We start from the raw sequence: 22,840 nt of genomic DNA on the forward strand, positions 1-22,840 counted from the left end.
ATTCACTGGGCATCACCTAATGTATAAGACTCAAAAACTTTTGACTAAAAATCTTTTGTATATAGTATATTCGATTTTGCCTTTCTTGTTTCCTTTTTTTCCCTAAATGAAAATGTCCCTTTAAATTATGTTTTATGTAAATAAGTTAAGCTTTATTACTTTTATTATACACATAAAATAAAAAAGCGCCCAAAAAGGACGCTTAATTAGATAATTAATCTTGATTAATCATTTCTTCGTATTGACCAGCAGTCATTAACTCATCAAGCTCTGAAGCATTTGTTGCTTCAACAACTACCATCCATGCTTTTTCGTATGGAGATTCGTTTACGAATTCAGGATTTTCATCTAGATCAGAGTTTACTTCAATTACTTTACCACTGATTGGAGCATATAGTTCAGATACTGTTTTTACAGATTCAACACTACCGAATGGCTCATTAATAGTAAGTTCATCGCCTACTTCTGGTAGCTCAACAAATACGATATCTCCAAGCTCTGATTGAGCAAAATGAGTAATACCGATATAGTATTTATTACCTTCAACTTTTACCCACTCATGTTCTTCTGAATAACGTAGTTCATTTGGAATTGACATTGTGAAATCCTCCTCTGATTAATTACCTTAAATTATATAGTTATTTTATAACCAAACCTTTTCAAATACTTCCTCATTAAAACCAATTGTCGCTTGATCTCCATTAAAAAGTAGAGGTCTTTTAATTAGTTTACCATCTGTACTTAATAGTTCTAAAAGCTCGTCCTCTGTTTTTGTTGGAATAACATCCTTCAATCCAAGCTCGCGATATTTAACGCCACTTGTATTAAATAATTTATTTATTGAAATTCCACTTGCTTTAAAAATATCAGCAAGTAATTCCTTTGAAGGTGGATTTAATGTAATATCAACTGCTTCTACTGGAATATTATGCTCTTTAAGCCATGAAGCAGCTTTTCGACAAGTTCCACATTTTGGATATGTATAAAAAATGATACTCATTTAGCAACTCCTCCCAAAATCTATTTTATCACAGGGAATAAGTTAGTTTAAATAGTTCCGTTCGAAAATTCTGTAATAATTTGTCGTCCAACCCATTATAGCAATATTAGTAGTACTAAACCAGTAGAACGTTCGTGTTTTTCGGTGTATTTCAACAAAAAATTTACTTTTTTAAAAAATACTAAGTAATTCCTTGATTTGCCCCAATATAGTTAAATATTATTCAACATATACTAGTATGGCACAACTCATGGGAAAAATATCCTATCTATCGAATGAATTAAGAAAAAACTGCCAATCAACAGATCGGCAGTTTTTTTAGATTAAACAGTATAACGCTCATCAGCTAATACATTAGCTGCAATTTCACGCTTCTTCGCAATTACATTAATTGGCGTATGACGTGTAAACTTACGAAGTGCTGAAGTCATCATTCTTAATGTATCACCAGTCTCAACAGCAACAAGTGTTTCCTTCGCATGAGCTTCGATTTCATTAAATGCTTCTTGGCAGAATACTTGAGTATAAAGTAATTTTTGGTTTGATTTTGCTAAGCCTACTTTATTGATCGCTTTTTCAGTACGTAGAACTGTAGATTCCATCGCGTAAATATTGCTTACGATATCTGCAATATTGACTAGGATTTCTTGCTCATTACTTAATGCTTTACCGAATTTTTGAACGGCTAATCCAGCAATCATGATTGCGATTTTTTTCGCATTACGAACTAAATATTTTTCTTGCTCTAGAGGTGCGTCTCCAACTTCCTCAGGCATTAACATCATTAGTTCTTCTTGAATTTGTTGTGCTTGTTGAAGTAATGGTAGTTCTCCGCTCATTGCTTTTCGTAGGTAAGTGCTTGGTACGATTAAACGGTTAATTTCATTTGTTCCTTCAAAGATTCGGTTAATACGAGAATCACGGTAAATACGCTCAATTTCATATTCAGCCATGAAACCATATCCGCCATGGATTTGTACACCTTCATCAGCTACATAGTCTAATACTTCTGAACAGAAGAATTTATTTAGTGAACATTCAATTGCATACTCTGCTACAGCAGCTGCTACTGCTTTTGGATCTTTTGCTTGCTCTTCAGTTAATTGACTGAAGCGATCCTCAAAAAGTCCTACAGTACGATATGCTGAACTTTCACTTGCATAAATTTTGGTAGCCATACTTGCTAATTTTTCTTGAATTAAACTAAATTTTGCAATTGGTGTTTTGAATTGTTGGCGTTGGTTAGCATACGTTGCTGATAATTCTAATGCACGTTTTGAGCCACCAACTGTACCTACTGCTAATTTATAGCGACCAATATTTAAAATATTAAATGCAATAACATGACCTTTTCCAATATCACCTAAAAGGTTTTCTACAGGAACTTTCACATCTTCTAAAATCAATGTACGAGTTGAAGATGATTTAATTCCCATTTTCTTTTCTTCTGGACCAGTCGAAACACCTTCATAATCTCTCTCAACGATAAATGCTGAGAAGTGCTCTCCATCAATTTTTGCATAGACAACAAATACATCTGCAAAAGCAGAGTTTGTAATCCATTGTTTTTCACCGTTTAAAATGTAGTGAGTTCCTTCAGCATTTAATTTAGCGACAGTTTTTGCTCCTAATGCATCTGATCCTGAACCTGGCTCAGTTAATGCATAAGCTGCAAATTTCTCACCTGATGCTAATCCAGGTAAATAACGTTGCTTTTGATCATGATTTCCAAATAATACGATCGGAAGTGTACCGATCCCTACGTGCGCTCCTTGAGAAAGTGAGAATCCACCACCACGTGCAATTTTTTCTGTAATTAATGCTGAGCTAATTTTATCTAATGCGATTCCACCATACTCTTCTGGAACATCTGCAGCTAATAATCCTAGCTCACCAGCTTGTTTTAATAATCTTACAGTGCGATCAAATTCGTGTTGCTCTAAATATTCTAATTCAGGTAAAACTTCATTAATTACAAAATCTTCAGTTGTTTTTGCAATTAATTTATGCTCATCCGTAAAATCCTCTGGTGTAAAAACTTTATCAAAAGTCACTTCTGTTGTTAAAAAGCTTCCGCCTTTAAGTAAGTTACCGATTGTTTTTTCCATCAATAATTCCTCCTATTTTCTATTTACTAGTTTGAAGACATGATACTAACAATCTATTTCCGTACATCTATTAAACTAATTCAAATACTCCGGCAGCACCCATTCCGCCACCAACACACATCGTTACGATACCAAACTGCTCTCCACGTCGCTTCATCTCATGTAATAGAGATAAAGTTAATTTAGTGCCAGTACAGCCAAGTGGATGCCCTAATGCTATCGCTCCACCATTTACATTTACTCGGTCTTCATCAAGACCTAAGTGACGAATAATTTGAATTGATTGAGAAGCGAAGGCTTCATTTAATTCAAAAATTCCAATGTCAGATAAACTTAATCCTGCTAATTTAAGAGCTTTTGGAATTGCTTCAACTGGTCCAATTCCCATCACTTCAGGAGCTACTCCGGCTACTGCAAAAGAACGGAATTTTAATAACGGACTTAGTCCTTCAGCTTCTGCTTTTTCACGATCCATTACTAATACTGCTGCTGCCCCATCACTTGTTTGTGAAGAGTTTCCAGCAGTTACAGAACCTCTCACATTAAATGCTGGTCTTAATTTAGCTAATACTTCAGAAGAGGTTCCTTCACGAACACCCTCATCTTGAGAGAAAGTAAAATTCTTCTCTTCTAATTTATTGTTTGAGTTAACCGAACGTAGCGTTACATCAACTGGAACGATTTCGTCTACAAAACGCCCTTCTTTAATAGCCGCTGCTGCGCGCTGATGACTACGTACCGCAAAAGCATCTTGATCTTCTCTTGAAATACCGTAGCGATTGGCAACTTGCTCAGCAGTATGCCCCATACCCATATAATACTCTGGTGCATTTTCTACTAATCTACTATTTAAACGAGCAACATGCCCTCCCATTGGAAGTAAACTCATTGATTCTGCTCCCCCTGCAATTATAGCTTCAGAATGACCTAGCATAATTCGTTCACTTGCATAAGCAATACTTTGTAGACCTGAAGAACAATAACGGTTCACTGTAATTCCTGGAACTGAATGCGGTAATCCAGCTAGTGCTCCAATATTACGCGCCATATTAAATCCTTGCTCGGCTTCCGGCGATGAGCAACCAAAAATGATATCATCGATTGGACCATCGTAATTTCCCGCACGTTTTAATGTTTCTTTTACAACTAATGCCCCTAAATCATCTGGACGTACAGTTGCAAGTGATCCTTTTTTCGCTTTACCTACAGGTGTTCTCGCACCCGCTACAATAACAGCTTCTCTCATGTTCTTCCCTCCATCTTTCGATTAATTACGTAACGGTTTTCCTTTTACAAGCATGTGTTGCATACGAGCTTGAGATTTCATTTCTGAAATTAAACTTAAAAATGCTTCACGTTCAATATTTAATAAATACTCTTCGTCTACTAATGTTCCGAATGGTACTTTTCCACCTGCAATGACATACGCTAGTTTCTTAGCAATTGTTAAATCATGTTCACTAATATAGCCAGAATAGTACATTGAGTTTGCACCAGCTAATAATGTTGCATAACCAGACTCACCAACTACTGGTACTTTCTCACGAATTGGCGCGCTATAACCTGCTTCATATAACTCAAGTACTCGTTGTTTTGCTTCATAAATTAAGTGATCTGCATTAAATACTTTGCGATCATCATGATTTAAGAATCCATTTTCAAATGCTTCTTGAGCAGAAGTCGATACTTTTGCCATTGCAACAGTTTCAAATACTCGATTTGCAAGACTTTGCAAGTCAAACTCAACACCTTCTGGGAACTGTTTTAATTGTTTAATATAAAGCTCTTTACTACCGCCCCCACCTGGGATTAAGCCTACGCCAACTTCAACTAAGCCCATATAAGTTTCAGAAGATGCAACTACGCTAGCAGCTGGTAAACAAATTTCAGCACCGCCGCCCAGTGTCATACCGTAAGGAGCTACAACTACCGGTTTATCTGAGTACTTAATTTTCATCATTGCTTGTTGGAATCCTTTAACAACCATTTCAATTTCAAAATAGTTGTCATCTTGCGCCTCCATTAAAATCATTGCTAAATTAGCACCGACGCAGAAGTTCTTAGCTTGATTACCAATAACTAAGCCTTTATAATTTTTTGAAACTTCATCAACTGCGAAGTTAACCATTTGCGTAATATCCATGCCAATTGCATTGCTCTTTGTATGGAATTCTAAACATGCAACTCCATCTCCAAGGTCAATTAAACTCGCACCTGAATTTTGTTTAATAATTCGACCTTGTTCTTTTAAAACACTTAATTTAACTTCTTTATCATTTCTTACTAGCTCTTCAAATTGGCCATTATGATAGAAGCTAGTCACTCCATTGTCGTTTTTATAAAATGTTTCGTTACCACTATCGATCATATTCTTAACCCAGTTCGGTACAGTTAAGCCTTCGCTTTCCATTCGTACGACTGATTTAGACACACCAATTGCATCCCAGATTTCAAATGGTCCTAAATCCCAGCCAAATCCCCACTTCATTGCTTGATCAATTCCGACGATGTTATCAGAAATTTCACCAGACAATTCAGCTGAATAGACTAATACCGGGCTAATAATGCTCCATAAGAAATTACCAGCACGATCATCAGCGTATACAAGCGCTTTCAACTTATTCGCTAAACCTTTAATTTGCTTGATGCTTTCAGTTGAAGCTGTTTTCAAGCTTTTTCTTTCTCCATATTCAAATGTGCTTGGATCTAATTCTAAGATTTCCCTACCTTGCTTTAAGAAAAATCCTTGCCCAGACTTACTTCCAAGCCAATTACGATTAGCCATTTCCTTCATAAATTCTGGAACTTTAAATACTTCTTTCTCTTCGCCTTCTACTAGCTCATAAACATTGTTTGCAACATGGATAAATGTATCTAGTCCAACTACGTCCAATGTACGGAATGTAGCACTAGAAGGACGCCCAATCATTGGACCAGTAATTGAATCAACTTCTCCAACACTGTATCCGCCTTTTAGCATTTCTTGTACAGTTACAAGTAATCCGTAAGTTCCGATACGGTTTCCAATAAAGTTTGGAGTATCTTTTGCTAATACAACGCCTTTACCTAAAACGTCTTCTCCAAAACTTTTCATAAATGTAAGTACTTCTTCAGATGTATGTTTAGTAGGAATAACTTCTAATAATTTTAAATAACGTGGTGGGTTAAAAAAGTGAGTGCCTAAGAAATATTTCTTGAAGTCATCTGAACAATCTTCAGACATTGCTTCAATTGAAATACCTGATGTATTTGAGCTCACGATTGAGCCTGGTTTGCGGTATGCATCAACACTAGCTAATACTTGTTTTTTAATTGCTAAATTTTCAACAACTACTTCAATAATCCAGTCAACTTCGCTTAAACGACTCATGTCATCTTCAAAGTTACCTGCTTGAATTAACGTTAAGTTTTTCTTAGATGCAAGAGGAGCTGGCTTTTGTTTCAATAATTTCTGAATAGCCGTTTGACTAAATCGATTACGAAATTCTTTGGAGTCTGTAGAAAGACCTTTTGCAGTATCTTCCTTAGATAGTTCTCTTGGGACAATATCAAGTAGTAATGTTGGAATACCTATGTTTGCCAAGTGTGCAGCGATACCAGATCCCATCACACCAGAGCCGAGTACAGCGGCTTTTTTAATTTTTTGGATCATATGCATTTCTCCTCCTCATATCTTGAATGAATACTCATTCACTTTCTGGATAAAACAATCCATTATCAATGAGCCCTCTTCTTCCACTATATGATAAATTCTTATTTTTCGCAATAAACAAAAAGTTCAAATTAATAAAATTTTATTTATGATGTAAAATCCTCCCTCTGCTTTTTTTATCACAATCCATTTTTTACTAATAAGTTTATTTAAATAGGTTAGTCTAAGAAATGGAGGTGATAAGATATGAAACGTGAAAGAAATCCATCAAAGGGTGGAGTTAGTGCAGCAAGTGTTCAAGGTAATGCAAGTCATGGAGATCAAAAAGAAGAAAAAGGTAGACAAAGTAACAATCAGCAGTACGGTAAAAAAAATATGGGTCAGTAAGCTTTTTTCACTCAAGTTTAATATTAAAACTAGGACCTCGTGTCTAAAGCAATTATAAGAATAATGTTGTTTTACTAATAACTACTTATCACAAAAAATCCTGTATAAAGAGAAAAAGGCTGACTAAAAAGGATCCTCACTCAATCCTTTTTAGTTAGCCTTTAATTTTAAAATTATTTACTAAACATACCTTTTAATACGAACGCAACGTTTGCAGGACGTTCTGCAAGACGACGCATGAAGTATCCGTACCAGTCAGTACCATAAGGAACATAAACTCGCATATTATAGCCTTCTTTAACAAGCTCTAATTGACGCTCTGTACGAATTCCGTATAACATTTGGAACTCAAATTGATCGTTTGGAATATTATGTTCTTTTACTAATTGTTTTGTATACTCAATCATTGCTTCATCATGTGAAGCGATTGCAGTAAAGTTGCCGTTTAATAAGTGCATTTTAATGATTTTTTTGAAGTTTTCATCCACATCTTTTTTCTCTGGGAATGCTACTTCAGCAGGCTCTTTATAAGCACCTTTTACTAAACGTAAATTTGGTTTTAAACTGTTTAAATCTGTAATATCGTTTTCAGTTCTGTATAAATAAGCTTGGATAACTGTTCCGATATTATCGTACTCAGATCTTAATTGCTTAAAGATACGAATTGTTTTTTCACAACGAGTGAAATCTTCCATATCAATTGTAACGAATACACCATTCTTTTTAGCTGCCTCTAAAATACGACGCATGTTTGATAAAACTAACTCGTCAGAAATATCAAGACCCATAGAAGTCATTTTTAGAGAACATTGTGAATTTAATTTTTCTTTTCCAATCGCTTCAATCGCTTCGATACAGTGATCAGCCATTTCATTTGCTTCTTCAACTGTGTCAACGAATTCCCCAAGATAATCAATTGTTACTTTTAAATTCTTTTTATTTAAGTCCTGAATAACTTTTGTAGCTAAATCGATTGTTTCGCCTGCAACAAAACGTCCTGCACCAAATCTTAGGCCATATTTTTTAGCCATTTTAGTCAAAAACTTATTTTTAGACATAAATAAAAAAGCATTCTTCATAACTTGTTCCATTACTCTACCCCCAAAATTAAACTTTACTTTTCTCTCTATATATTACTAATGTATCATCTATTGAAATTTGTTAAAACAATTATTTAATAATTTGTCGAATTTTGTTTATTGAAAAATGTATGCCCTTACTTAATATTATATTATCATAATTTATATGTGCCGTCATCTTTGAAAATTATGGATAAATATTATTGCTTATTTTTGTTAGCCATAGCTTCTCTATGCTGGTCATTTAACGTTTTAATCTCTTTAATTAAATTAACAACCTCATCTTTTGCTTGAGGATATGTTTCGTTCCAATGTTTTACTAATGCGGGCATTGATTTTGATATGTATGTATACATAACCCACTTTTCCACTTTTGCTTGTTTTTCCTCAGACCAATCTCCTAATAACAATTCCGTATATTTTTTTAGTAACGCATCAAATTTTGCTTCAAATTCATTTTCCAAACGAAATCACCTCTCCATATAATTATTAATTTTCAACATTCTAATTTGAATCTTTCCTTTTTTTACCTAAACCTGTTTACTATGAAATTATATTATATCTTCAACCAGTTTTAAGGTGATTATTTAAAAATGTAAAGTAAAAATAATAAATAGTATCTAACTTGTTCAATTTCATAATTTGTTCATAACTTCACAAACTTATCGTCATATTTTCTTTGTATACTATGAATGTGTTAATCAAAGAGCGCATAGGGAGTGAAACCATTTGGAACGAGATAGTATCCAATATTGTATTGATTTAGCTCTTAAAAAAAAGAAAATACTAGATCAAAGCTTATTTAAATATTTAACTCGTGCTGCCTTAGCATCTATTTATATAAGCTTTATTCTCATTGTCTGTTTAAAATTAGCTGAATTATTTAGATTGCAAAATTCACCATTTTCATCTGTAGCTTATCCACTCGTTTTCTCTACAGCATTAATTATGATTATTTATGGTGGTGGAGAATTATTTACTAGTAATACGATGTATTTTACCTTCTCAACATTAGCTAAAAAAACTTCAAAACTAGATTTAGTAAAAAATTGGATTACATGTTATTCAGGTAATATTATTGGAGCATTTATTTTTGCGATTATTTATTTTTTAACAGGTTTGGCAAAAGATTTTCCCGCCGATCATTTTTTAACAGGTGTAGTTGACCATAAAATTCACGCATCATTTTTCCACTTATTTTTTAAAGGTATTTTATGTAATTGGCTTGTCTGTCTTGCTTGTTTCTTACCGACTAGATTTAAAGATGATTTAGCAAAAATGTTACTGATCTTTTTATTAGTATTTGCTTTCTTCTTCTCTGGTTATGAACACAGTATCGCAAATATAGCTGTCTTTACATTATCCTATATTATGCCTCATAATGTAGCCTTTACATTTGGTGATGTATTGCATAATTTAATTCCAGTTACACTTGGAAATATAATTGGTGGATCAGTTGGTGTCGGAATGGCATATTACTTCTTGAATAATGAACAAAAATTAGAAGTAAAAGAATTTAAACGTGCTTCATAAAACTAATCGACCTGTCTTCTTTTTTTTGAAGACAGGTTTTTTCGTGCAAATCTAATTTTATTATGGTAATAATGATTTTATAATGAAAATTTTTCCTTTTATGGTGGTGTGAAATATGAAATACAATCATTTTGTTCGGTTTATCATGTTCATTTCATTGCTTTGTTTTCTTTTATTATCATATGGCTTCGTAAAAGGTGCTTATTCAGTTTTAAATCCTCAAAAAAGCAAACTTATCGTGAATAATAATACACAGAAAAATAATCAAAATGACATTGTTCACAAAAACAATAAACTGAAGATTGTTGCATTAGGAGATTCACTTACGCGTGGTGTCGGGGATGATGAAGGAACAGGTTATGTAGGAAGATTAAAAACCATTCTACAAAAAGAGTATAAACAACCAACAACGATCACGAATTTAGCTGTTAGTGGCGCAAAAACATCAAATTTACTTAACGATTTAAAGAAAAAAAATATACAAGAAACGATTGGCTCTGCGGACATAATCGTACTTTCCATAGGAAGTAATGATTTATTTCCTGGCGCTAATCAATTAAACGAAGAATTTTTAAAGACATATCGACCAGATGAAAAAACGTTTAAAAATAATCTACAATCAATCTTTAAACTAATACGTCAAAAAAATCCTACAGCATCTATTTATGCGTTTGGTTATTATAACCCATTTCATAATGTTCAAGGTTTAGATGCATCGTCAAGCTTTGTATCTAGATGGAACAATCTACTTGAATTATCGGTACTTCAAACGAATAATGCATACGTCATTCCAACATTCGATTTATTTTTTAACGAAGAAAAGAAATATTTGTACACTGACCATTTTCATCCGAACAAAGACGGTTATATTGAAATGGCAAATCGTTTAACTAGTAAAATAGGAAGTCAGCTTCGAGGTGAGTCAAATGAATAAAGTTCTTAAATTAGAAGGTGTTACAAAGAGCATTAAAGGAAAAATACTAGTCGATAACGTTTCATTTGAAGTTAATGAAGGTGAAGTATTTGGCTTTCTTGGTCCAAATGGAGCTGGAAAAACAACAACTATTCGAATGTTAGTCGGATTAATCAAACCAACAAAAGGAACAATTGAAATCGCTGGTTATCCAGTTAAGACTCATTTCAAAGAAGCAATGCGACAAATTGGATGTATTGTAGAGAATCCAGAATTATACGGTTATTTAACTGGATGGGAAAATCTTAATCAATTTGCGAGAATGTTAGGCATTAGAGATGATAAGAAAATAAGTGAAGTCGTAAATTTAGTAAAATTAACCGATCGAATTCATGAAAAAGTAAAGACGTATTCGCTCGGAATGAAGCAAAGATTAGGAATTGCCCAAGCGTTACTTGGAGGCCCTAAGCTTCTTATTTTAGATGAACCTACTAATGGACTAGATCCAGCCGGTATTCGTGAATTACGTGAATTTATTCATATGCTTGTAAAAGAGCAAAATATAAGTGTTTTTATTTCAAGCCATTTATTAAGTGAAATCGAAATGATTTGTGATCGCGTAGGAATTATAAATAAAGGGAAAATGGTTAGAGTTTCAACAGTAAAAGAATTAGTAAAAGAAGCTGCTGAGAGAGTTGAATGGCGAGTTTCTCCAATACAAAAAGGGCTAGATTTATTGAAAAAGGATTCTACGATTCAAGATATCTTGGTAAAGGATGAGCTTATACTGTGCAGAATGTCGCCGCTCAAAATAAATGAGGTCATTCAACAATTCGTAGCAGCAGATGTGCATGTAAATGGCGTTAAAACAATGTCTGAAACATTGGAAGATTTATTCATGGAAATGACTGGAGGCGAAGTTCGTGGCTGAACTAATAAGACTCGTCTTTAACGAAATTGAAAAAATGGTAAGGAAAAGAAGAATACTTGTTATCTTTTTCATTTTAGCAGTGCTAATCCCTATTTTTGTTTATGCTCAACTGCAGCAAACTGAAGAAACGATTAAAAGACTTGGTACTGATAATTGGAAAGTAGCACTTCAGCAAAAAATAGTCGACCAACAAAATAGATTAAACTCATCAGGAATACCTGAAGAATGGAAAAGTTGGTTAAAGGTTCAAATTGATCAAGAGCAATATTATTTAGATAACGACATAAATCCTACAACACCTGGAGCACCTACATTTATACGAAAATTAATTGAACAAAGTATTGGGTGGCTTCTTCTACCTTTATTGGTCATGGTCATCACAATCGATATTATATCTGGTGAGCGAAGCGACGGTACGATAAAAATACTACTAACCCGTCCCATCAAAAGATGGAAGGTCTTACTTAGTAAATACATATCCATTTGTTTATTAATCTCTTTTCTTCTCGTTCTATACGGCGTATTGGCATATGTCGTTTCAGGATTTGTTTTCAGCTTTAAAGGCTGGACAGTACCTGTGTTAACAGGATTTGTTATTAAAAATAACCAATTACTAACTGATTCGGTTCAACTGATTCCCCAATGGCAATACATCATAATGGCCTTTGGACTTGCTTGGTTTGTTTGTATAATAATTGGAACTCTTTCATTTATGGTATCCGTATTAGTTCGAACTACACCCGCTGCAATGGGCATTATGCTAGCCGCATTAATAACAGGAAGCGTTCTAAGCGGACTAGCTACATCATGGTCAGGAGCAAAATACTTCTTTAGTGTAAACCTTGGACTAACTGACTACTTAGCCGGTCAACTCCCTTCCATTGAGGGATTAAACATGCACTTCTCTCTTATGAATTTATCAATATGGGGAATTTCAGCATTATTAATCTCTTTCATCGTATTTATTAAGCAAGATATGAATTAAATAGAACGGGGATTGAAAAGTTTAGATTCTTTTCAACCCCCTTTCCTTTTTTATCCACCTTAATCCTTTCCTCCTCTCCCTGACCTTAATGGCTCAACATGAATGTGAGTATATTGAATACCATGTTGTTGGCTTAAAATCATTTCGATTTGGTCTGTGATGCCGTGACTTTTACTCACATCTATTCCGCCGTCTACTTCAATGATTACATCTGCAATTGTTGTATTCCCGTACATTCTTGCTCTTAAATCTACAACTTTATGTACACCTGGCACTTTATCAACTGTTTCAGTAAAAAGATTCATTTCTTCTGGATCGAATCCATCCGTTAATAGGAGAGTTGCATCATAAAAAATCTCCCAGGCTGTTTTGCAAATAATCACACCTACTAATATGGCCGCAATTGGATCGATAATAGGAAAACCAATCGAAGCACCTAGGACACCAATCGTCGTTCCGAAGCTAACTAATGCATCGGAAAAATTATCTTTTGCTGAAGCCTCAAGCCCTTTACTCTTTGTTCTCTTGGCAACTTTATTATTATAAAAATAAATGCCAAACATAAAAATTCCAGAAGCAAATGCCACTACAGCTGCTAGTCTATTCGGTGTCTCATATTCTCCAACGAAAAGTGATCGAATATTTTCAATAATAACCTGTAAACCAACCGACATCATAATAAAAGACGCAATTAAAGTAGCTATTTGCTCTGCTCTTGAATGTCCATAAGGATGATCTAAATCTCTCGGTTTTCTTGCGATTCTTATTCCGATCAATACAGCCAAAGTCGCACCAATATCAGTCACATTGTTAAGTCCATCAGCTAAAAGAGCACTAGAATTTGTATAAAAACTAACAAGTACTTTTACACTCGCAAGAACTAAGTAGGAAATAACACTTAAAAAAGCAGCAATGTCTAATTGCTTTTGAAGATTTTTATCCATGAATTCACCCCGCTCTAATAAAAAATCATATGGCCTTATCATACCCATAATGCAATTTTTCCATTTTAAGTAAAAAAAACAGATTTGAATAATCAAATCTGTTTTTTCTTATCATACCTCTTTCATTAAAGTGGCTTTGGATTATAGCTTGATCCAGTTAAATCTGTTAAGTCACAAACTGTTTGCCATAATTCAGGATAAAATTCAAATCTTACAGCACGTTCTAAAGCTTCTGCTGGTACTCCTTTTAAGCTCTTCGTATTCATACCAATCATGCGTCGAACAAGTTGAATATGTTGTCTGCGGAATGATTGGAATCTTTCATCAAAGCAAGTTAATTCTTGCATTAATTGGAATAACTCAAAGTTTTTAGCTGCATCTTGATGTAATTGAACCGGTGTAAGTAAATTTTCATCTAATAAATCTTTAAAAGGCTGCCAAAGTGTTGGACCTAATTTTAAGATTTCATTAAATCCTGGAGAATCTTGACCGCTACCTCTTCCTAAAGCTAAACGAATAATATGATAGTCACTTGGACTTACTAGTTTTACCATATCAAAAACTGCTGGTAAATGTACTAGGTGATTATTAATGCGTTGTAAATGATGTGTTGCTTTTGTAACCTCTTTTGCACGCATATGTTTATCTGCAAAATGAATAGATTGGATGATTAATTTAAAATGTAACTCAGCAATTTGATGAACCGTTTGAAACGTTAATTCATCTGGACAAAATAATTCTTCGTCAGGTTTTTGTAAACTTAATAATTCTTCTGTTCGAATATACTTCTCGTAATCTGTCAGTTTTTTTTGCTCTTGTGTCATTTCCCTTTTCCCCCTAAACTAATTTACGTAAAACTGCTCGTACTGGACTACCATCTGCATCTGATAATGGTAGTGGTAATGCAATAAGCTCATACTCACCTGGAGTTACATTTCTTAAATCAATCGATTCGAGAATATGAATACCGGCATGATGAAGAGCATGATGTGCTTCAAGCTCCTTACTATCAAGTGGGTCTACTGAAGGTACATCTACTCCAACTAATTTAACGCCTTTTTCATGTAAAAACTCTGCTGCATCCTTTTCAATGTGTGGAATTCTCTCTGGGAAAACGCTATCATTTTTCCATGAATTTGTTTTAATTAATAAACGTTCTACACCATCGAATCGAAAAGCTTCTAAATCCGACTTTTTAATGCAATCTACTTCAATCAGTTCGATTACTTTTGCAATTCCTACATATAAATTAGGATCTAAATCTATGACTCTCTTACCATTTTCATCAAAATGAAATGGCGCATCAATATGCGTTCCTGTGTGAGTACTTAAAGTTAGCTTCCCAACATTAACGGAGCCACTTTCCTCTTTTGTCCAGCTCAATTGAAATGAAAAATTTGTATCACCTGGCCATACAGGCATACCATTTTCCAGTCTTCTTGATATATCAATTAATGTCATTTGGCATACCCTCCTAAGCGATGATTTCTCTTTCATTCTTAAACTGTTCAAATTGTTTCTCAACCATGATTTTTTTTAAGATTTGTACACTATTCCAAACATCTACATAAGAAGTATAAAATGCGATTGGTGCTAATCTGATTACGTTAGGTGCTCTAAAGTCTGGAACAATCCCATTTAACTTTAATGCTTTACAAATCCTTGCAGCGTCATCATGTTCAAGACAAACATGTCCACCTCTATTTGAATCCTCGTGTGGATTACCAATTGTAAAACCTAAGCCACTTAATTCTTCATTGATTAAACTCATTAAATAAGCTGTACTGTGTAAAGACTTTTCGCGAATTCTCTCAATTGTAGCTTCTTTATACATTTCAAGTGAGCCAACAAGCGGTGCCATGCTTAAAATATGCGGAGTACCGATTTGATAAGCACCAACTGTATCAGACGGAACAAATTCATGCTTCATATCGAACTGCTTTTCTTTATTTGAACCGAACCAACCAGCTAATCCAGGCATTGTCCCTAAATGCTTTTCGTGAACGAATAGGCTTCCTACTCCACCAGGTCCACTATTTAAATATTTATAATTACACCAATAAGCAAAATCCACATCCCATTCATGGAACTGATGAGGAATTGCGCCAACAGAATGACATCCATCAAAACCAATTATTATTCCACGCTCATGTGCAGCTTTTGTTAATCTTTCTATATCTAATAATTGACCGCTTCGATATAACACAGTAGGAAGAATAATTAATGCAATTTCATCAGTCATTGCTTCGATAATATCTTCTTCTCTAATTGTTCGACCATCACGGCTTTTAACTTGAATTAAGTGAGTTGCTGGATCAAAGCCCTTTAATTTCAATTGACTTTGAATAGCATAAATATCTGACGGAAAGTTTAATTCATCCGCTAATATTTTCGTTTTTTGACCATTTGGGTGATAAAAAGATGCAATTAATTGATGAAGATTTGAAGTAGTCGAACCAGTTACGATCACTTCATTCTCTTTTGCCCCGACTAACGGTGCACTTAATGCTCCCAATTTTTCTGCAAAATAATACCATGGATGATCGCCCTGCATCCATCCATCGATTGCAAGTGTCTTCCATGAATCTAATAAATCTAGTAAACTTTGTTCTGCTCTTTTTGAAAGAAGTCCTAGCGAATTTCCATCTAAATAGATAGTACCTGGTTGTAAGTAAAACTCATCTCGATAATTTGATAATGAATCTTTTTGATCTAGAAATTCTGCAAATTCTTTTGTTGGTTGAAACATCCCCCTGTTTTACCCCCTTGCAAGAAATAACCTACTATATTAAAGGTATTGCGATTAATAATATATGTCAATATTTTCTGAATATAATATTTAATAAAAAAAGTGTCAATTAATCCAAAATATCCCTATCTTAGATTTTGACACAATTTCTTCTTCTATTTAATTGCTTTTCCCTACAAATGTAGGTCCCGTTTCTTAAACGAAACAAACGTGACAATCGTTAATATAATAATTAATCCGATCGAAATAGTTGTATAAATACCGTCAAATCCTCCACCATACATAATATCTTTCGCTTCAAAATACTTAAACGGTGTAAAATATTTCAAGCCTTCAATCTGCTCATTTAAATCAATTGCGATTGATAATATAAATGTGATTAATAGAATCCCAGTTGCATAAGAGGCAGCCTTTTTGGAATTTTTACAAACTGCAGCTATAGCCGAACCTATTACTAAAAATAATAGCTGTAAAATAAACATCCCGACCATTACCACTGCTATATCGCCATTTACATTCTCACCTTTACTATACTTTCCTACTATTAGTACACTTGATATCCACGTAATACCGTTAAAAATAAGGATGTTTACTAGAGCACTCATTAATTTAGAAGTTATGATCTTAATTCTAGAAATAGGTTTTACAAATAAAAACTCAGCTGTTTTATCTCGCTCTTCTTTAGCAATTATATTAGCGCCTAGCATTGCCGCGTGAATCGTTGCCATTAAATATAAATATAAAACTAAGATGCCAAAATATCCGCTTGCCTTTGATAAATCTAGTGCTCCTGAGCCCATGATCGCTTGAAGGGATTTCGGCATTTGATTAAAAAGGTCAGTTATTTGGCCATTGGAAGCTGTAGCTTTATATTTCGCCATTCCGCTACCTACTAAAAAAACAATTCCGATACACCAAAAAATAATCGATTTTCGATATGTCTTCATTTCTCTTAAAAATAGATTCATTTCCACCCTCCCTTTCCTTTAAGTTATACCGCGTGAATATCTCTTTTCTTATAAATCATATAGCTTGCAAAGATTGAAACGATGATTATCCCAATTGACATAATCAAAAATTGTGATTCAAATTTCGAATGAGCAATGATATATCTCGGTTCAAAATATTTAAAAGGTGATAGAAAACGTTTGACATTGCTTTCGTCTGTAGCTACTACCATACCAATTACGAAAAAACCAAAAACAATCGCAAGAGAAATTGATAGTACCGCTTTGATCTTTGGAAATACAACTGATATTAAAATACCGATTCCAAAAAATAGTAATTGTGTAATAAACAACGATACAGAGAGTAATATAATTGACTTACTACTATAATTCGCTGTTTTTACGTGCTGAGCCATCATCATAGTTGCGACTAAATAAAATATATTTGTAATCGCTAAAGAAACCATACCGGCAAATATCTTTGAAGTCATAACTTTTGTTCTAGTTACTGGTTTTGTTAGAAGAAAATCAGCTGTTTTTTCACGTACTTCCTTTGAAATAATTGAAGTACCTAGAATCATGGCCTGAATCGCTCCACAAAGAGAAATATAAATAAATACATAGGAATAAAATCCTAAAACATTTCCAAAACTCTCAATTTCAAGTCCAAGTGCTTTTCTTACCCCTTCAGGATAACCTTCTAACACTTTTGAGAATTCTACATAGTCCTTTGCAATTGCTGGAAATAAAGATAAGAAAAAAACGACGATTGCCATTAAAGAAGCTGTCCAAATAAAGGTGGATTTCCGATAAGCTTTTAATTCATGTAAAAAAATATTCATTGCTTATTAGGCCTCCTTTTCATAATAATGTAAGAAAATTTCCTCGAGGTCAGGCTCTTCAATCCACAAATTTTCAATTTCGATTTCTGCTATTTTCTTTAAAACTTTATTTATATTGCCTTTAAAAATAAAGCTAATCGTTTTCCCTTTGATTTCAATATTGTTTACCCCCGGCATATTGAAGTAATTTGGATCCAGTCTATTTTGAATATCTACTTTAAATCGTTTGTAATTATTTTCTTGTAATGTACTTATTTTTTCTACTGTCACAATCTTACCTTCTTTAATAATTGCAACTCGATCACATAAACGCTGAACTTCACTTAAAATGTGAGATGAAAATAAAATCGTTGCTCCTTTTTTGTTTTCCTCCTCTAATAAGTCAAAAAATCTTTGTTGCATTAAAGGGTCAAGACCACTTGTCGGTTCATCCAATATGATTAACTTCGGTTCATGAAGTAATCCTTGGACAATCCCTACCTTCTTTTTATTACCTAAAGATAAATCATCAATTTTCTTCGTTAAATCGAGGTCCATTACTTCAGCTAATTCTTTTATTCGTTTCGTGCAATCTTTTTTATAAAAACTAGCTGAGTATTTTAATAAATCCATTACTTTCATATTGTCATAGTAAAAAACTTCAGATGGCAAATACCCGATATCTTTTTTAATTTCTGGAGCAAACTGTATACAGTCCTTTCCAAATATTTTAGCATTACCACTCGTAGGATAAATTAACGAAAGTAAAGTTCGAATTGTAGTTGATTTACCCGCACCATTTGGACCAATGAATCCGAATATTTCTCCCTCTTCTATATTGAAGCTTATATCTGTGATTCCCCTTGAATTGCCATAGGTCTTCGTTAAATTATTAATTTCAATCGCGTACATAAATGAACCTCCCGCTTTGTTTTGAAATATTTCGTTATGATTATTACAAAACTAGTATATACCTCAATTCTAAAAAAGAGAATATGTTTTGAAATAATTTTAATAAAATATTTCAAAACATGATATACTATTGTATAGATAATGACGGAGGTATCGATATTTGGACGGTTATAAAAAACGAACTCTGCAGAAAATGGAGAGCATTGAAAAAAGTACAACTAAATTATTGTCATTACCATTAAATGATATAAAAATAGCAGATATTGCAAAGTTAGCGAATGTATCACAAGTATCAATTTACAATTATTACGGTAGTAAAGAAGCCCTACTGAAAGCTACAATTATTCGATTAATGGATCATCAATACGAAGAAACAAAACAAATGCTTTCAAGTGATATTCCTTTTAATGAAAAAATTAAGGAATTATTTATTCGTAAGAAAAACGGTCTTGATATCATTAATCTTGAGATGTTTACAGCATTAATGAAAAAAGACCCTGAACTTCAAGAATTAGTTTTAGATTTTACAATGAACAAATCATTCAAATTGCTGATTTCCCTAATCGATGAAGGACGTTCACTAGGTTTAGTTCGAAATGAGGTTCAAAACAAAACATTATTAATCTATATCCAAGTCTTGAGCCAGGCTTTTTTAAATATGGACCAAACAACCTCACAATATATCCAACAAAAAGAAGTAGTAGATGAAATTATGAATATATTCTTATATGGATTACTAAAGCAAGAGGACTAAAATAGAATAGTTATAAAAAAAGGCATCTTTGCTTAGGCAAAGATGCTTTTCTATTTGGAATATTCTTCTAGGTAAACTTATCCATAGATTTGTATTATCTTACACTCTTTGTTCATACAATGAATTACTTATCTATATTTTAAACTCTTGGAGGAGTATATGCGCAAAACTATTCTATGGCTTAAAGAAAATTGCGATGAAATTAAACGTGGCCTAATTGGTGGATTTACTATTTTTAGTCTAGCTGTTATTTTTTCCACAACAGATTCATCTGTAGAATACAACCAAAACGCATGTCTAAAATGGGAGTATAACAAATCTGCACAAGTCAACGTCTGCTCGATTTATAAAACATCTAATACTAACACCATTCCATACGGTTCAATGGTGAAGGAAAGATAAGAATAGAAAAAGGATAAGGCATGCACCTTATCCTTTTTCTATTGCCCAGCTACGTCTCTCTTCTTAAAGAGCTCTCCAGCAGTAACAAGAAATAACAAAATATAAATGACCAGTACTGCTATAGAAAATTCAATTCTCATACCGTTTTCTATATTAATCCCCTTTGTGTAAACCGTTAAATCAGTGTGCATAAATGGTAAGAACTTAGACCAGCTTTTCTCTCTTAATAATGTTCCTATCCCATCGGAAGTTGCTAGTAGGATTATGCTTATTAATAAAGAAATACTGCTTGTCCTTAAAACAGTTGATAAGAAGTAAGCAACGGCAACAAAGAACAAGTATGGTAGTAAATTTATTAAATAATCGTTTAATAAACTTGGTAAAATACCTTGCTCTACTACATGGTTATTTACATATTGTAATACCGGTTGAGCACTAAAATTTAAGCCATTTAATGCACTACCTATAATAAATGAGTAGATGATGATTGCAAAAGAAAAAATGAAATATAAGATTACCAAACTCAAAAATTTTGCATAATAGATCATTCGTCTTGTTGATGGTTTAACGAGCAAGAAATTAATCGTTTTCCATTGATGCTCTTTTGACATCATATTACTTGCAAAATAAATAAGAAGGATTCCAATAAAGTTCGTTACGATCGCACCTTTTTTCATAAAGTCCAACACAGTGTGTTGTTGAATTGGTGAAATATTATGCGCAAGTCGATACTTATTAATCTCATATGTCTCTTTTTGTTCTTTAGCAAATGCTGGTAAGTCTGAAGAGTTTTGCCCTGCTAGTACTTCTTCTATCTTTTTATTTTCTACTTTTAGTTCTGTTCTCCAGTTTTCAGCCTTTGCTGCTCCGCTTTCCTTTTCTACATAATCCCATCTTCCTAGAACAATAATCGGGATAAATAGTAAAATTAACGTTATGACAAAAGATTTTTGGACGAATATTTTACGTAATTCGTTCTCAATTAATCGTATGAAATTACTCAATGACATTTCCTCCTGTCAATTGAATGAACAAATCTTCTAACCTTTCTTTTTTACGAGTTACATAATAAATCTCTATTCCTGCCAGTACCAAATCTTTCATTAGTGAAGGAATCTCTTCTTCATCAATTTCAAAAATAATTGCGCGATCATTAATAATGTCAAATTTGTACTTGTTATCTCTATTTGTAAAACTACTTTCAAAAGCTTTCGTGCTTTTAACGACTATTTCAATGAATAAGTTCTCACCACTTTTATCATTCAGATCAATTGATTCAACGAATTGACCATTTTGAATAATAATTGAGCGATCACAAATCAATTCTATTTCAGATAATAGATGACTAGAAAGTAGGATTGCTGTTTGTTCGACCTCAGCAATCCTTTTTAAATAATCACGGATTTCCCTTACTCCAGCAGGATCCAGTCCATTAGTTGGCTCATCTAAAATTAATATTGAAGGATTATGTAATAACGCTTGAGCAATTCCTAATCTTTGCTTCATCCCTAAGGAATAGGTTGAAAACTTTTTATGTATGGCATTCGAAAGTCCAAGTAAATCAATAACCTCAAGAACTCTATCCTTTGAAACACCATCTAACATTCGAGCAAAATACATTAGATTTTTATACCCACTATAAAATGGATAAAATGCAGGAGTTTCAATCATTGCTCCGATCTGTTTGATCGATTCTTTAAAGTTTTCCTTAATCGAATTGCCTTGAATATAGATTTCACCACTCGTGATACTCATAAGCCCAACAATCATTCGCATTGTCGTAGTTTTTCCAGAACCATTTGGCCCAAGTAAACCTAAAACTTCACCTTTGTATAATTCAAAACTTATATCTTTAATAATCCTTTGATTACTTATCGTCTTATTTACGCTTTTTAGCTCAAGAACAATATCTCGATTCATCTTGAGGCCTCCTATATGTGCAATAATCTCTTATTAACCATAAAGTTTTCCCCTTCCTTTTCTGAATAATTAATGCTATTCTCATGGAAGGAATTGAAAGGAGAACTTTATGAAAAGAATACCATATTACTTAGTATTTGGCTCATTTATCCCATATTTATTAATCTTTGCTTTACCCTTTTTACCTGTTTCTGGGAGCTTTAAAGCTGGTCTGATTGCTCTATTAGTTATTCTTGGAGAAGGAATGTTTTGGATTGGTGGAGTATTTGTAGGTAAAGATGTTATGACGAACTATCGTAAAAAATTGAGCCCGGCAAAATGGTTTAAAAATAGAAGAAAGCAAGAAAATTGATGTATAAAGGGATGCTCTCATAAGGAGCCCTTTTTTTTATGCAAAATGTAGGTTGTGGATAGAATGCAACATAATGTCAAATATGTTGATAAAGTTGTGAACAATGTTTATAAAGTAGTCATAAAGTCATTGGATTCAATTTCAGTTGGATTTTGTGTGTTGATAACTAGTGAATTCAGACTGAAAAGGACTGATTTGTATTGAACATTGTTGATAAAGTTGTGAACACTTCGTTGACCTAGTAATCCTTTAAATCTGTAAGAATTTGATTAAATCTCATCATAAAACGCAAAAAACCCACAAACATTGTGGGTACACAAACATTGTTTCAGACTGATTGCAAGCGCTTGTCTTTCGAGGCGCGAAGCCTGGTGAGGAGTGGAGTTACCTTAAACGGTAATGAGCACCGCAGACAGGCGAAGCAACGAAGAAAGCGAGCGTTTGTCAACAG

The 22,840-nt window shown here is 33.5% G+C and carries 24 protein-coding genes; 8 read left to right on the top strand and 16 right to left on the bottom strand.

From position 1 onward, the window contains the following. Nucleotides 1-214: 214 nt before the first annotated feature. From gcvH to BED47_RS18330, 5 genes are all read right to left on the bottom strand, one after another. Nucleotides 215-598 (bottom strand): glycine cleavage system protein GcvH, encoded by a 384-nt coding sequence (gcvH, locus tag BED47_RS18310; protein WP_069034848.1) that lies wholly within the window; start codon nucleotides 596-598, stop codon nucleotides 215-217. Between the two features lie 45 nt (nucleotides 599-643). Continuing rightward, complete coding sequence (locus BED47_RS18315; RefSeq protein ID WP_069034849.1) at nucleotides 644-1,000, bottom strand: arsenate reductase family protein; 357 nt, start codon at nucleotides 998-1,000, stop codon at nucleotides 644-646. A gap of 323 nt (nucleotides 1,001-1,323) precedes the next feature. Continuing rightward, nucleotides 1,324-3,108, bottom strand: a complete 1,785-nt coding sequence (locus tag BED47_RS18320; protein ID WP_069034850.1) for an acyl-CoA dehydrogenase family protein — start codon at nucleotides 3,106-3,108, stop codon at nucleotides 1,324-1,326. A gap of 70 nt (nucleotides 3,109-3,178) precedes the next feature. Then, a complete protein-coding gene (locus tag BED47_RS18325) occupies nucleotides 3,179-4,354 on the bottom strand; it encodes an acetyl-CoA C-acetyltransferase (RefSeq protein ID WP_069034851.1) in 1,176 nt (391 codons plus the stop codon). A gap of 21 nt (nucleotides 4,355-4,375) precedes the next feature. Beyond that, complete coding sequence (locus tag BED47_RS18330; RefSeq protein WP_175403527.1) at nucleotides 4,376-6,757, bottom strand: 3-hydroxyacyl-CoA dehydrogenase/enoyl-CoA hydratase family protein; 2,382 nt, start codon at nucleotides 6,755-6,757, stop codon at nucleotides 4,376-4,378. 249 nt (nucleotides 6,758-7,006) lie between these two features. Between BED47_RS18330 and BED47_RS23480 the strand changes: the two genes are divergently transcribed. Beyond that, a complete protein-coding gene (locus tag BED47_RS23480) occupies nucleotides 7,007-7,147 on the top strand; it encodes a YuzL family protein (RefSeq protein ID WP_091023494.1) in 141 nt (46 codons plus the stop codon). A 173-nt stretch (nucleotides 7,148-7,320) separates the two neighbouring features. Here the strand turns inward: BED47_RS23480 and BED47_RS18335 are convergent, their stop codons facing one another. Together BED47_RS18335 and BED47_RS18340 are read right to left on the bottom strand one after the other, a co-directional pair. Further along, complete coding sequence (locus BED47_RS18335) at nucleotides 7,321-8,238, bottom strand: proline dehydrogenase family protein (protein WP_069034853.1); 918 nt, start codon at nucleotides 8,236-8,238, stop codon at nucleotides 7,321-7,323. Between the two features lie 188 nt (nucleotides 8,239-8,426). Next, a complete protein-coding gene (locus BED47_RS18340; protein WP_069034854.1) occupies nucleotides 8,427-8,690 on the bottom strand; it encodes a DUF2573 family protein in 264 nt (87 codons plus the stop codon). 265 nt (nucleotides 8,691-8,955) lie between these two features. Between BED47_RS18340 and BED47_RS18345 the strand changes: the two genes are divergently transcribed. From BED47_RS18345 to BED47_RS18360, 4 genes are all read left to right on the top strand, one after another. Further along, entirely contained in the window at nucleotides 8,956-9,759 is an 804-nt protein-coding gene (locus tag BED47_RS18345) for a formate/nitrite transporter family protein (protein WP_069034855.1), read from the top strand. Between the two features lie 115 nt (nucleotides 9,760-9,874). After that, nucleotides 9,875-10,693 (top strand): GDSL-type esterase/lipase family protein, encoded by an 819-nt coding sequence (locus BED47_RS18350; RefSeq protein WP_069034856.1) that lies wholly within the window; start codon nucleotides 9,875-9,877, stop codon nucleotides 10,691-10,693. Further along, on the top strand, nucleotides 10,686-11,603 hold the full coding sequence (locus tag BED47_RS18355; protein WP_069034857.1) for an ABC transporter ATP-binding protein: 918 nt from the start codon (nucleotides 10,686-10,688) through the stop codon (nucleotides 11,601-11,603). Before BED47_RS18350 ends, BED47_RS18355 begins: the two co-directional genes overlap by 8 nt. A gap of 25 nt (nucleotides 11,604-11,628) precedes the next feature. After that, on the top strand, nucleotides 11,629-12,588 hold the full coding sequence (locus BED47_RS18360; RefSeq protein ID WP_286141630.1) for an ABC transporter permease: 960 nt from the start codon (nucleotides 11,629-11,631) through the stop codon (nucleotides 12,586-12,588). A gap of 59 nt (nucleotides 12,589-12,647) precedes the next feature. Here BED47_RS18360 and BED47_RS18365 read toward each other — a convergent pair whose 3' ends face one another. From BED47_RS18365 to BED47_RS18395, 7 genes are all read right to left on the bottom strand, one after another. Beyond that, on the bottom strand, nucleotides 12,648-13,532 hold the full coding sequence (locus BED47_RS18365; protein WP_069034996.1) for a cation diffusion facilitator family transporter: 885 nt from the start codon (nucleotides 13,530-13,532) through the stop codon (nucleotides 12,648-12,650). Between the two features lie 125 nt (nucleotides 13,533-13,657). Beyond that, on the bottom strand, nucleotides 13,658-14,356 hold the full coding sequence (locus BED47_RS18370) for a tryptophan 2,3-dioxygenase family protein (protein WP_025672328.1): 699 nt from the start codon (nucleotides 14,354-14,356) through the stop codon (nucleotides 13,658-13,660). 13 nt (nucleotides 14,357-14,369) lie between these two features. Next, nucleotides 14,370-14,993, bottom strand: a complete 624-nt coding sequence (gene kynB, locus BED47_RS18375) for an arylformamidase (protein WP_069034858.1) — start codon at nucleotides 14,991-14,993, stop codon at nucleotides 14,370-14,372. A 13-nt stretch (nucleotides 14,994-15,006) separates the two neighbouring features. Next, complete coding sequence (gene kynU, locus BED47_RS18380) at nucleotides 15,007-16,281, bottom strand: kynureninase (protein WP_069034859.1); 1,275 nt, start codon at nucleotides 16,279-16,281, stop codon at nucleotides 15,007-15,009. Nucleotides 16,282-16,454: 173 nt separating this feature from the next. Then, nucleotides 16,455-17,249: an ABC transporter permease subunit gene (locus tag BED47_RS18385; protein WP_069034860.1), complete on the bottom strand. Its 795-nt coding sequence runs from the start codon at nucleotides 17,247-17,249 to the stop codon at nucleotides 16,455-16,457. A gap of 23 nt (nucleotides 17,250-17,272) precedes the next feature. Beyond that, nucleotides 17,273-18,070 carry an ABC transporter permease subunit gene (locus BED47_RS18390; RefSeq protein ID WP_069034861.1) on the bottom strand — a complete coding sequence of 266 codons (798 nt, stop codon included), beginning with the start codon at nucleotides 18,068-18,070 and terminating at the stop codon, nucleotides 17,273-17,275. Between the two features lie 6 nt (nucleotides 18,071-18,076). Then, nucleotides 18,077-18,961, bottom strand: coding sequence for an ABC transporter ATP-binding protein (locus BED47_RS18395; protein WP_069034862.1), 885 nt, complete (start codon nucleotides 18,959-18,961; stop codon nucleotides 18,077-18,079). A gap of 160 nt (nucleotides 18,962-19,121) precedes the next feature. Between BED47_RS18395 and BED47_RS18400 the strand changes: the two genes are divergently transcribed. Together BED47_RS18400 and BED47_RS18405 are read left to right on the top strand one after the other, a co-directional pair. Continuing rightward, the gene (locus tag BED47_RS18400) at nucleotides 19,122-19,715 is read left to right on the top strand and encodes a TetR/AcrR family transcriptional regulator (protein ID WP_069034863.1); all 594 of its coding nucleotides are present in this window, start codon (nucleotides 19,122-19,124) and stop codon (nucleotides 19,713-19,715) included. A 159-nt stretch (nucleotides 19,716-19,874) separates the two neighbouring features. Next, on the top strand, nucleotides 19,875-20,117 hold the full coding sequence (locus tag BED47_RS18405; RefSeq protein WP_069034864.1) for a hypothetical protein: 243 nt from the start codon (nucleotides 19,875-19,877) through the stop codon (nucleotides 20,115-20,117). A gap of 38 nt (nucleotides 20,118-20,155) precedes the next feature. Here the strand turns inward: BED47_RS18405 and BED47_RS18410 are convergent, their stop codons facing one another. Beyond that, nucleotides 20,156-21,121: an ABC transporter permease gene (locus tag BED47_RS18410; protein ID WP_069034865.1), complete on the bottom strand. Its 966-nt coding sequence runs from the start codon at nucleotides 21,119-21,121 to the stop codon at nucleotides 20,156-20,158. Next, nucleotides 21,114-22,037 carry an ABC transporter ATP-binding protein gene (locus tag BED47_RS18415; RefSeq protein WP_069034866.1) on the bottom strand — a complete coding sequence of 308 codons (924 nt, stop codon included), beginning with the start codon at nucleotides 22,035-22,037 and terminating at the stop codon, nucleotides 21,114-21,116. The genes BED47_RS18410 and BED47_RS18415 overlap by 8 nt, the downstream gene beginning before the upstream one ends. A 109-nt stretch (nucleotides 22,038-22,146) precedes the next feature. Here BED47_RS18415 and BED47_RS18420 point away from each other — a divergent pair, with 109 nt between their 5' ends. Then, on the top strand, nucleotides 22,147-22,389 hold the full coding sequence (locus BED47_RS18420; protein WP_025671225.1) for a transporter suffix domain-containing protein: 243 nt from the start codon (nucleotides 22,147-22,149) through the stop codon (nucleotides 22,387-22,389). The last annotated feature ends 451 nt before the right edge of the window (nucleotides 22,390-22,840 follow it).

This window comes from Gottfriedia luciferensis, assembly GCF_001712755.1.
Lineage (GTDB): Bacteria > Bacillota > Bacilli > Bacillales > Bacillaceae_G > Gottfriedia > Gottfriedia luciferensis_B.

Excerpts from the sequence above, each read along its gene's own strand:
- BED47_RS18320 (WP_069034850.1), bottom strand. The coding sequence starts at position 3,108 with ATGGAAAAAACAATCGGTAACTTACTTAAAGGCGGAAGCTTTTTAACA.
- BED47_RS23480 (WP_091023494.1), top strand. The coding sequence starts at position 7,007 with ATGAAACGTGAAAGAAATCCATCAAAGGGTGGAGTTAGTGCAGCAAGT.
- BED47_RS18415 (WP_069034866.1), bottom strand. The coding sequence starts at position 22,037 with ATGAATCGAGATATTGTTCTTGAGCTAAAAAGCGTAAATAAGACGATA.
- BED47_RS18315 (WP_069034849.1), bottom strand. The coding sequence starts at position 1,000 with ATGAGTATCATTTTTTATACATATCCAAAATGTGGAACTTGTCGAAAA.
- BED47_RS18405 (WP_069034864.1), top strand. The coding sequence starts at position 19,875 with ATGCGCAAAACTATTCTATGGCTTAAAGAAAATTGCGATGAAATTAAA.
- BED47_RS18370 (WP_025672328.1), bottom strand. The coding sequence starts at position 14,356 with ATGACACAAGAGCAAAAAAAACTGACAGATTACGAGAAGTATATTCGA.
- BED47_RS18390 (WP_069034861.1), bottom strand. The coding sequence starts at position 18,070 with ATGAATATTTTTTTACATGAATTAAAAGCTTATCGGAAATCCACCTTT.
- BED47_RS18420 (WP_025671225.1), top strand. The coding sequence starts at position 22,147 with ATGAAAAGAATACCATATTACTTAGTATTTGGCTCATTTATCCCATAT.
- BED47_RS18325 (WP_069034851.1), bottom strand. The coding sequence starts at position 4,354 with ATGAGAGAAGCTGTTATTGTAGCGGGTGCGAGAACACCTGTAGGTAAA.
- BED47_RS18350 (WP_069034856.1), top strand. The coding sequence starts at position 9,875 with ATGAAATACAATCATTTTGTTCGGTTTATCATGTTCATTTCATTGCTT.
- BED47_RS18385 (WP_069034860.1), bottom strand. The coding sequence starts at position 17,249 with ATGAATCTATTTTTAAGAGAAATGAAGACATATCGAAAATCGATTATT.
- BED47_RS18355 (WP_069034857.1), top strand. The coding sequence starts at position 10,686 with ATGAATAAAGTTCTTAAATTAGAAGGTGTTACAAAGAGCATTAAAGGA.
- BED47_RS18365 (WP_069034996.1), bottom strand. The coding sequence starts at position 13,532 with ATGGATAAAAATCTTCAAAAGCAATTAGACATTGCTGCTTTTTTAAGT.
- BED47_RS18395 (WP_069034862.1), bottom strand. The coding sequence starts at position 18,961 with ATGTACGCGATTGAAATTAATAATTTAACGAAGACCTATGGCAATTCA.
- gcvH (WP_069034848.1), bottom strand. The coding sequence starts at position 598 with ATGTCAATTCCAAATGAACTACGTTATTCAGAAGAACATGAGTGGGTA.
- BED47_RS18335 (WP_069034853.1), bottom strand. The coding sequence starts at position 8,238 with ATGGAACAAGTTATGAAGAATGCTTTTTTATTTATGTCTAAAAATAAG.
- kynB (WP_069034858.1), bottom strand. The coding sequence starts at position 14,993 with ATGACATTAATTGATATATCAAGAAGACTGGAAAATGGTATGCCTGTA.
- kynU (WP_069034859.1), bottom strand. The coding sequence starts at position 16,281 with ATGTTTCAACCAACAAAAGAATTTGCAGAATTTCTAGATCAAAAAGAT.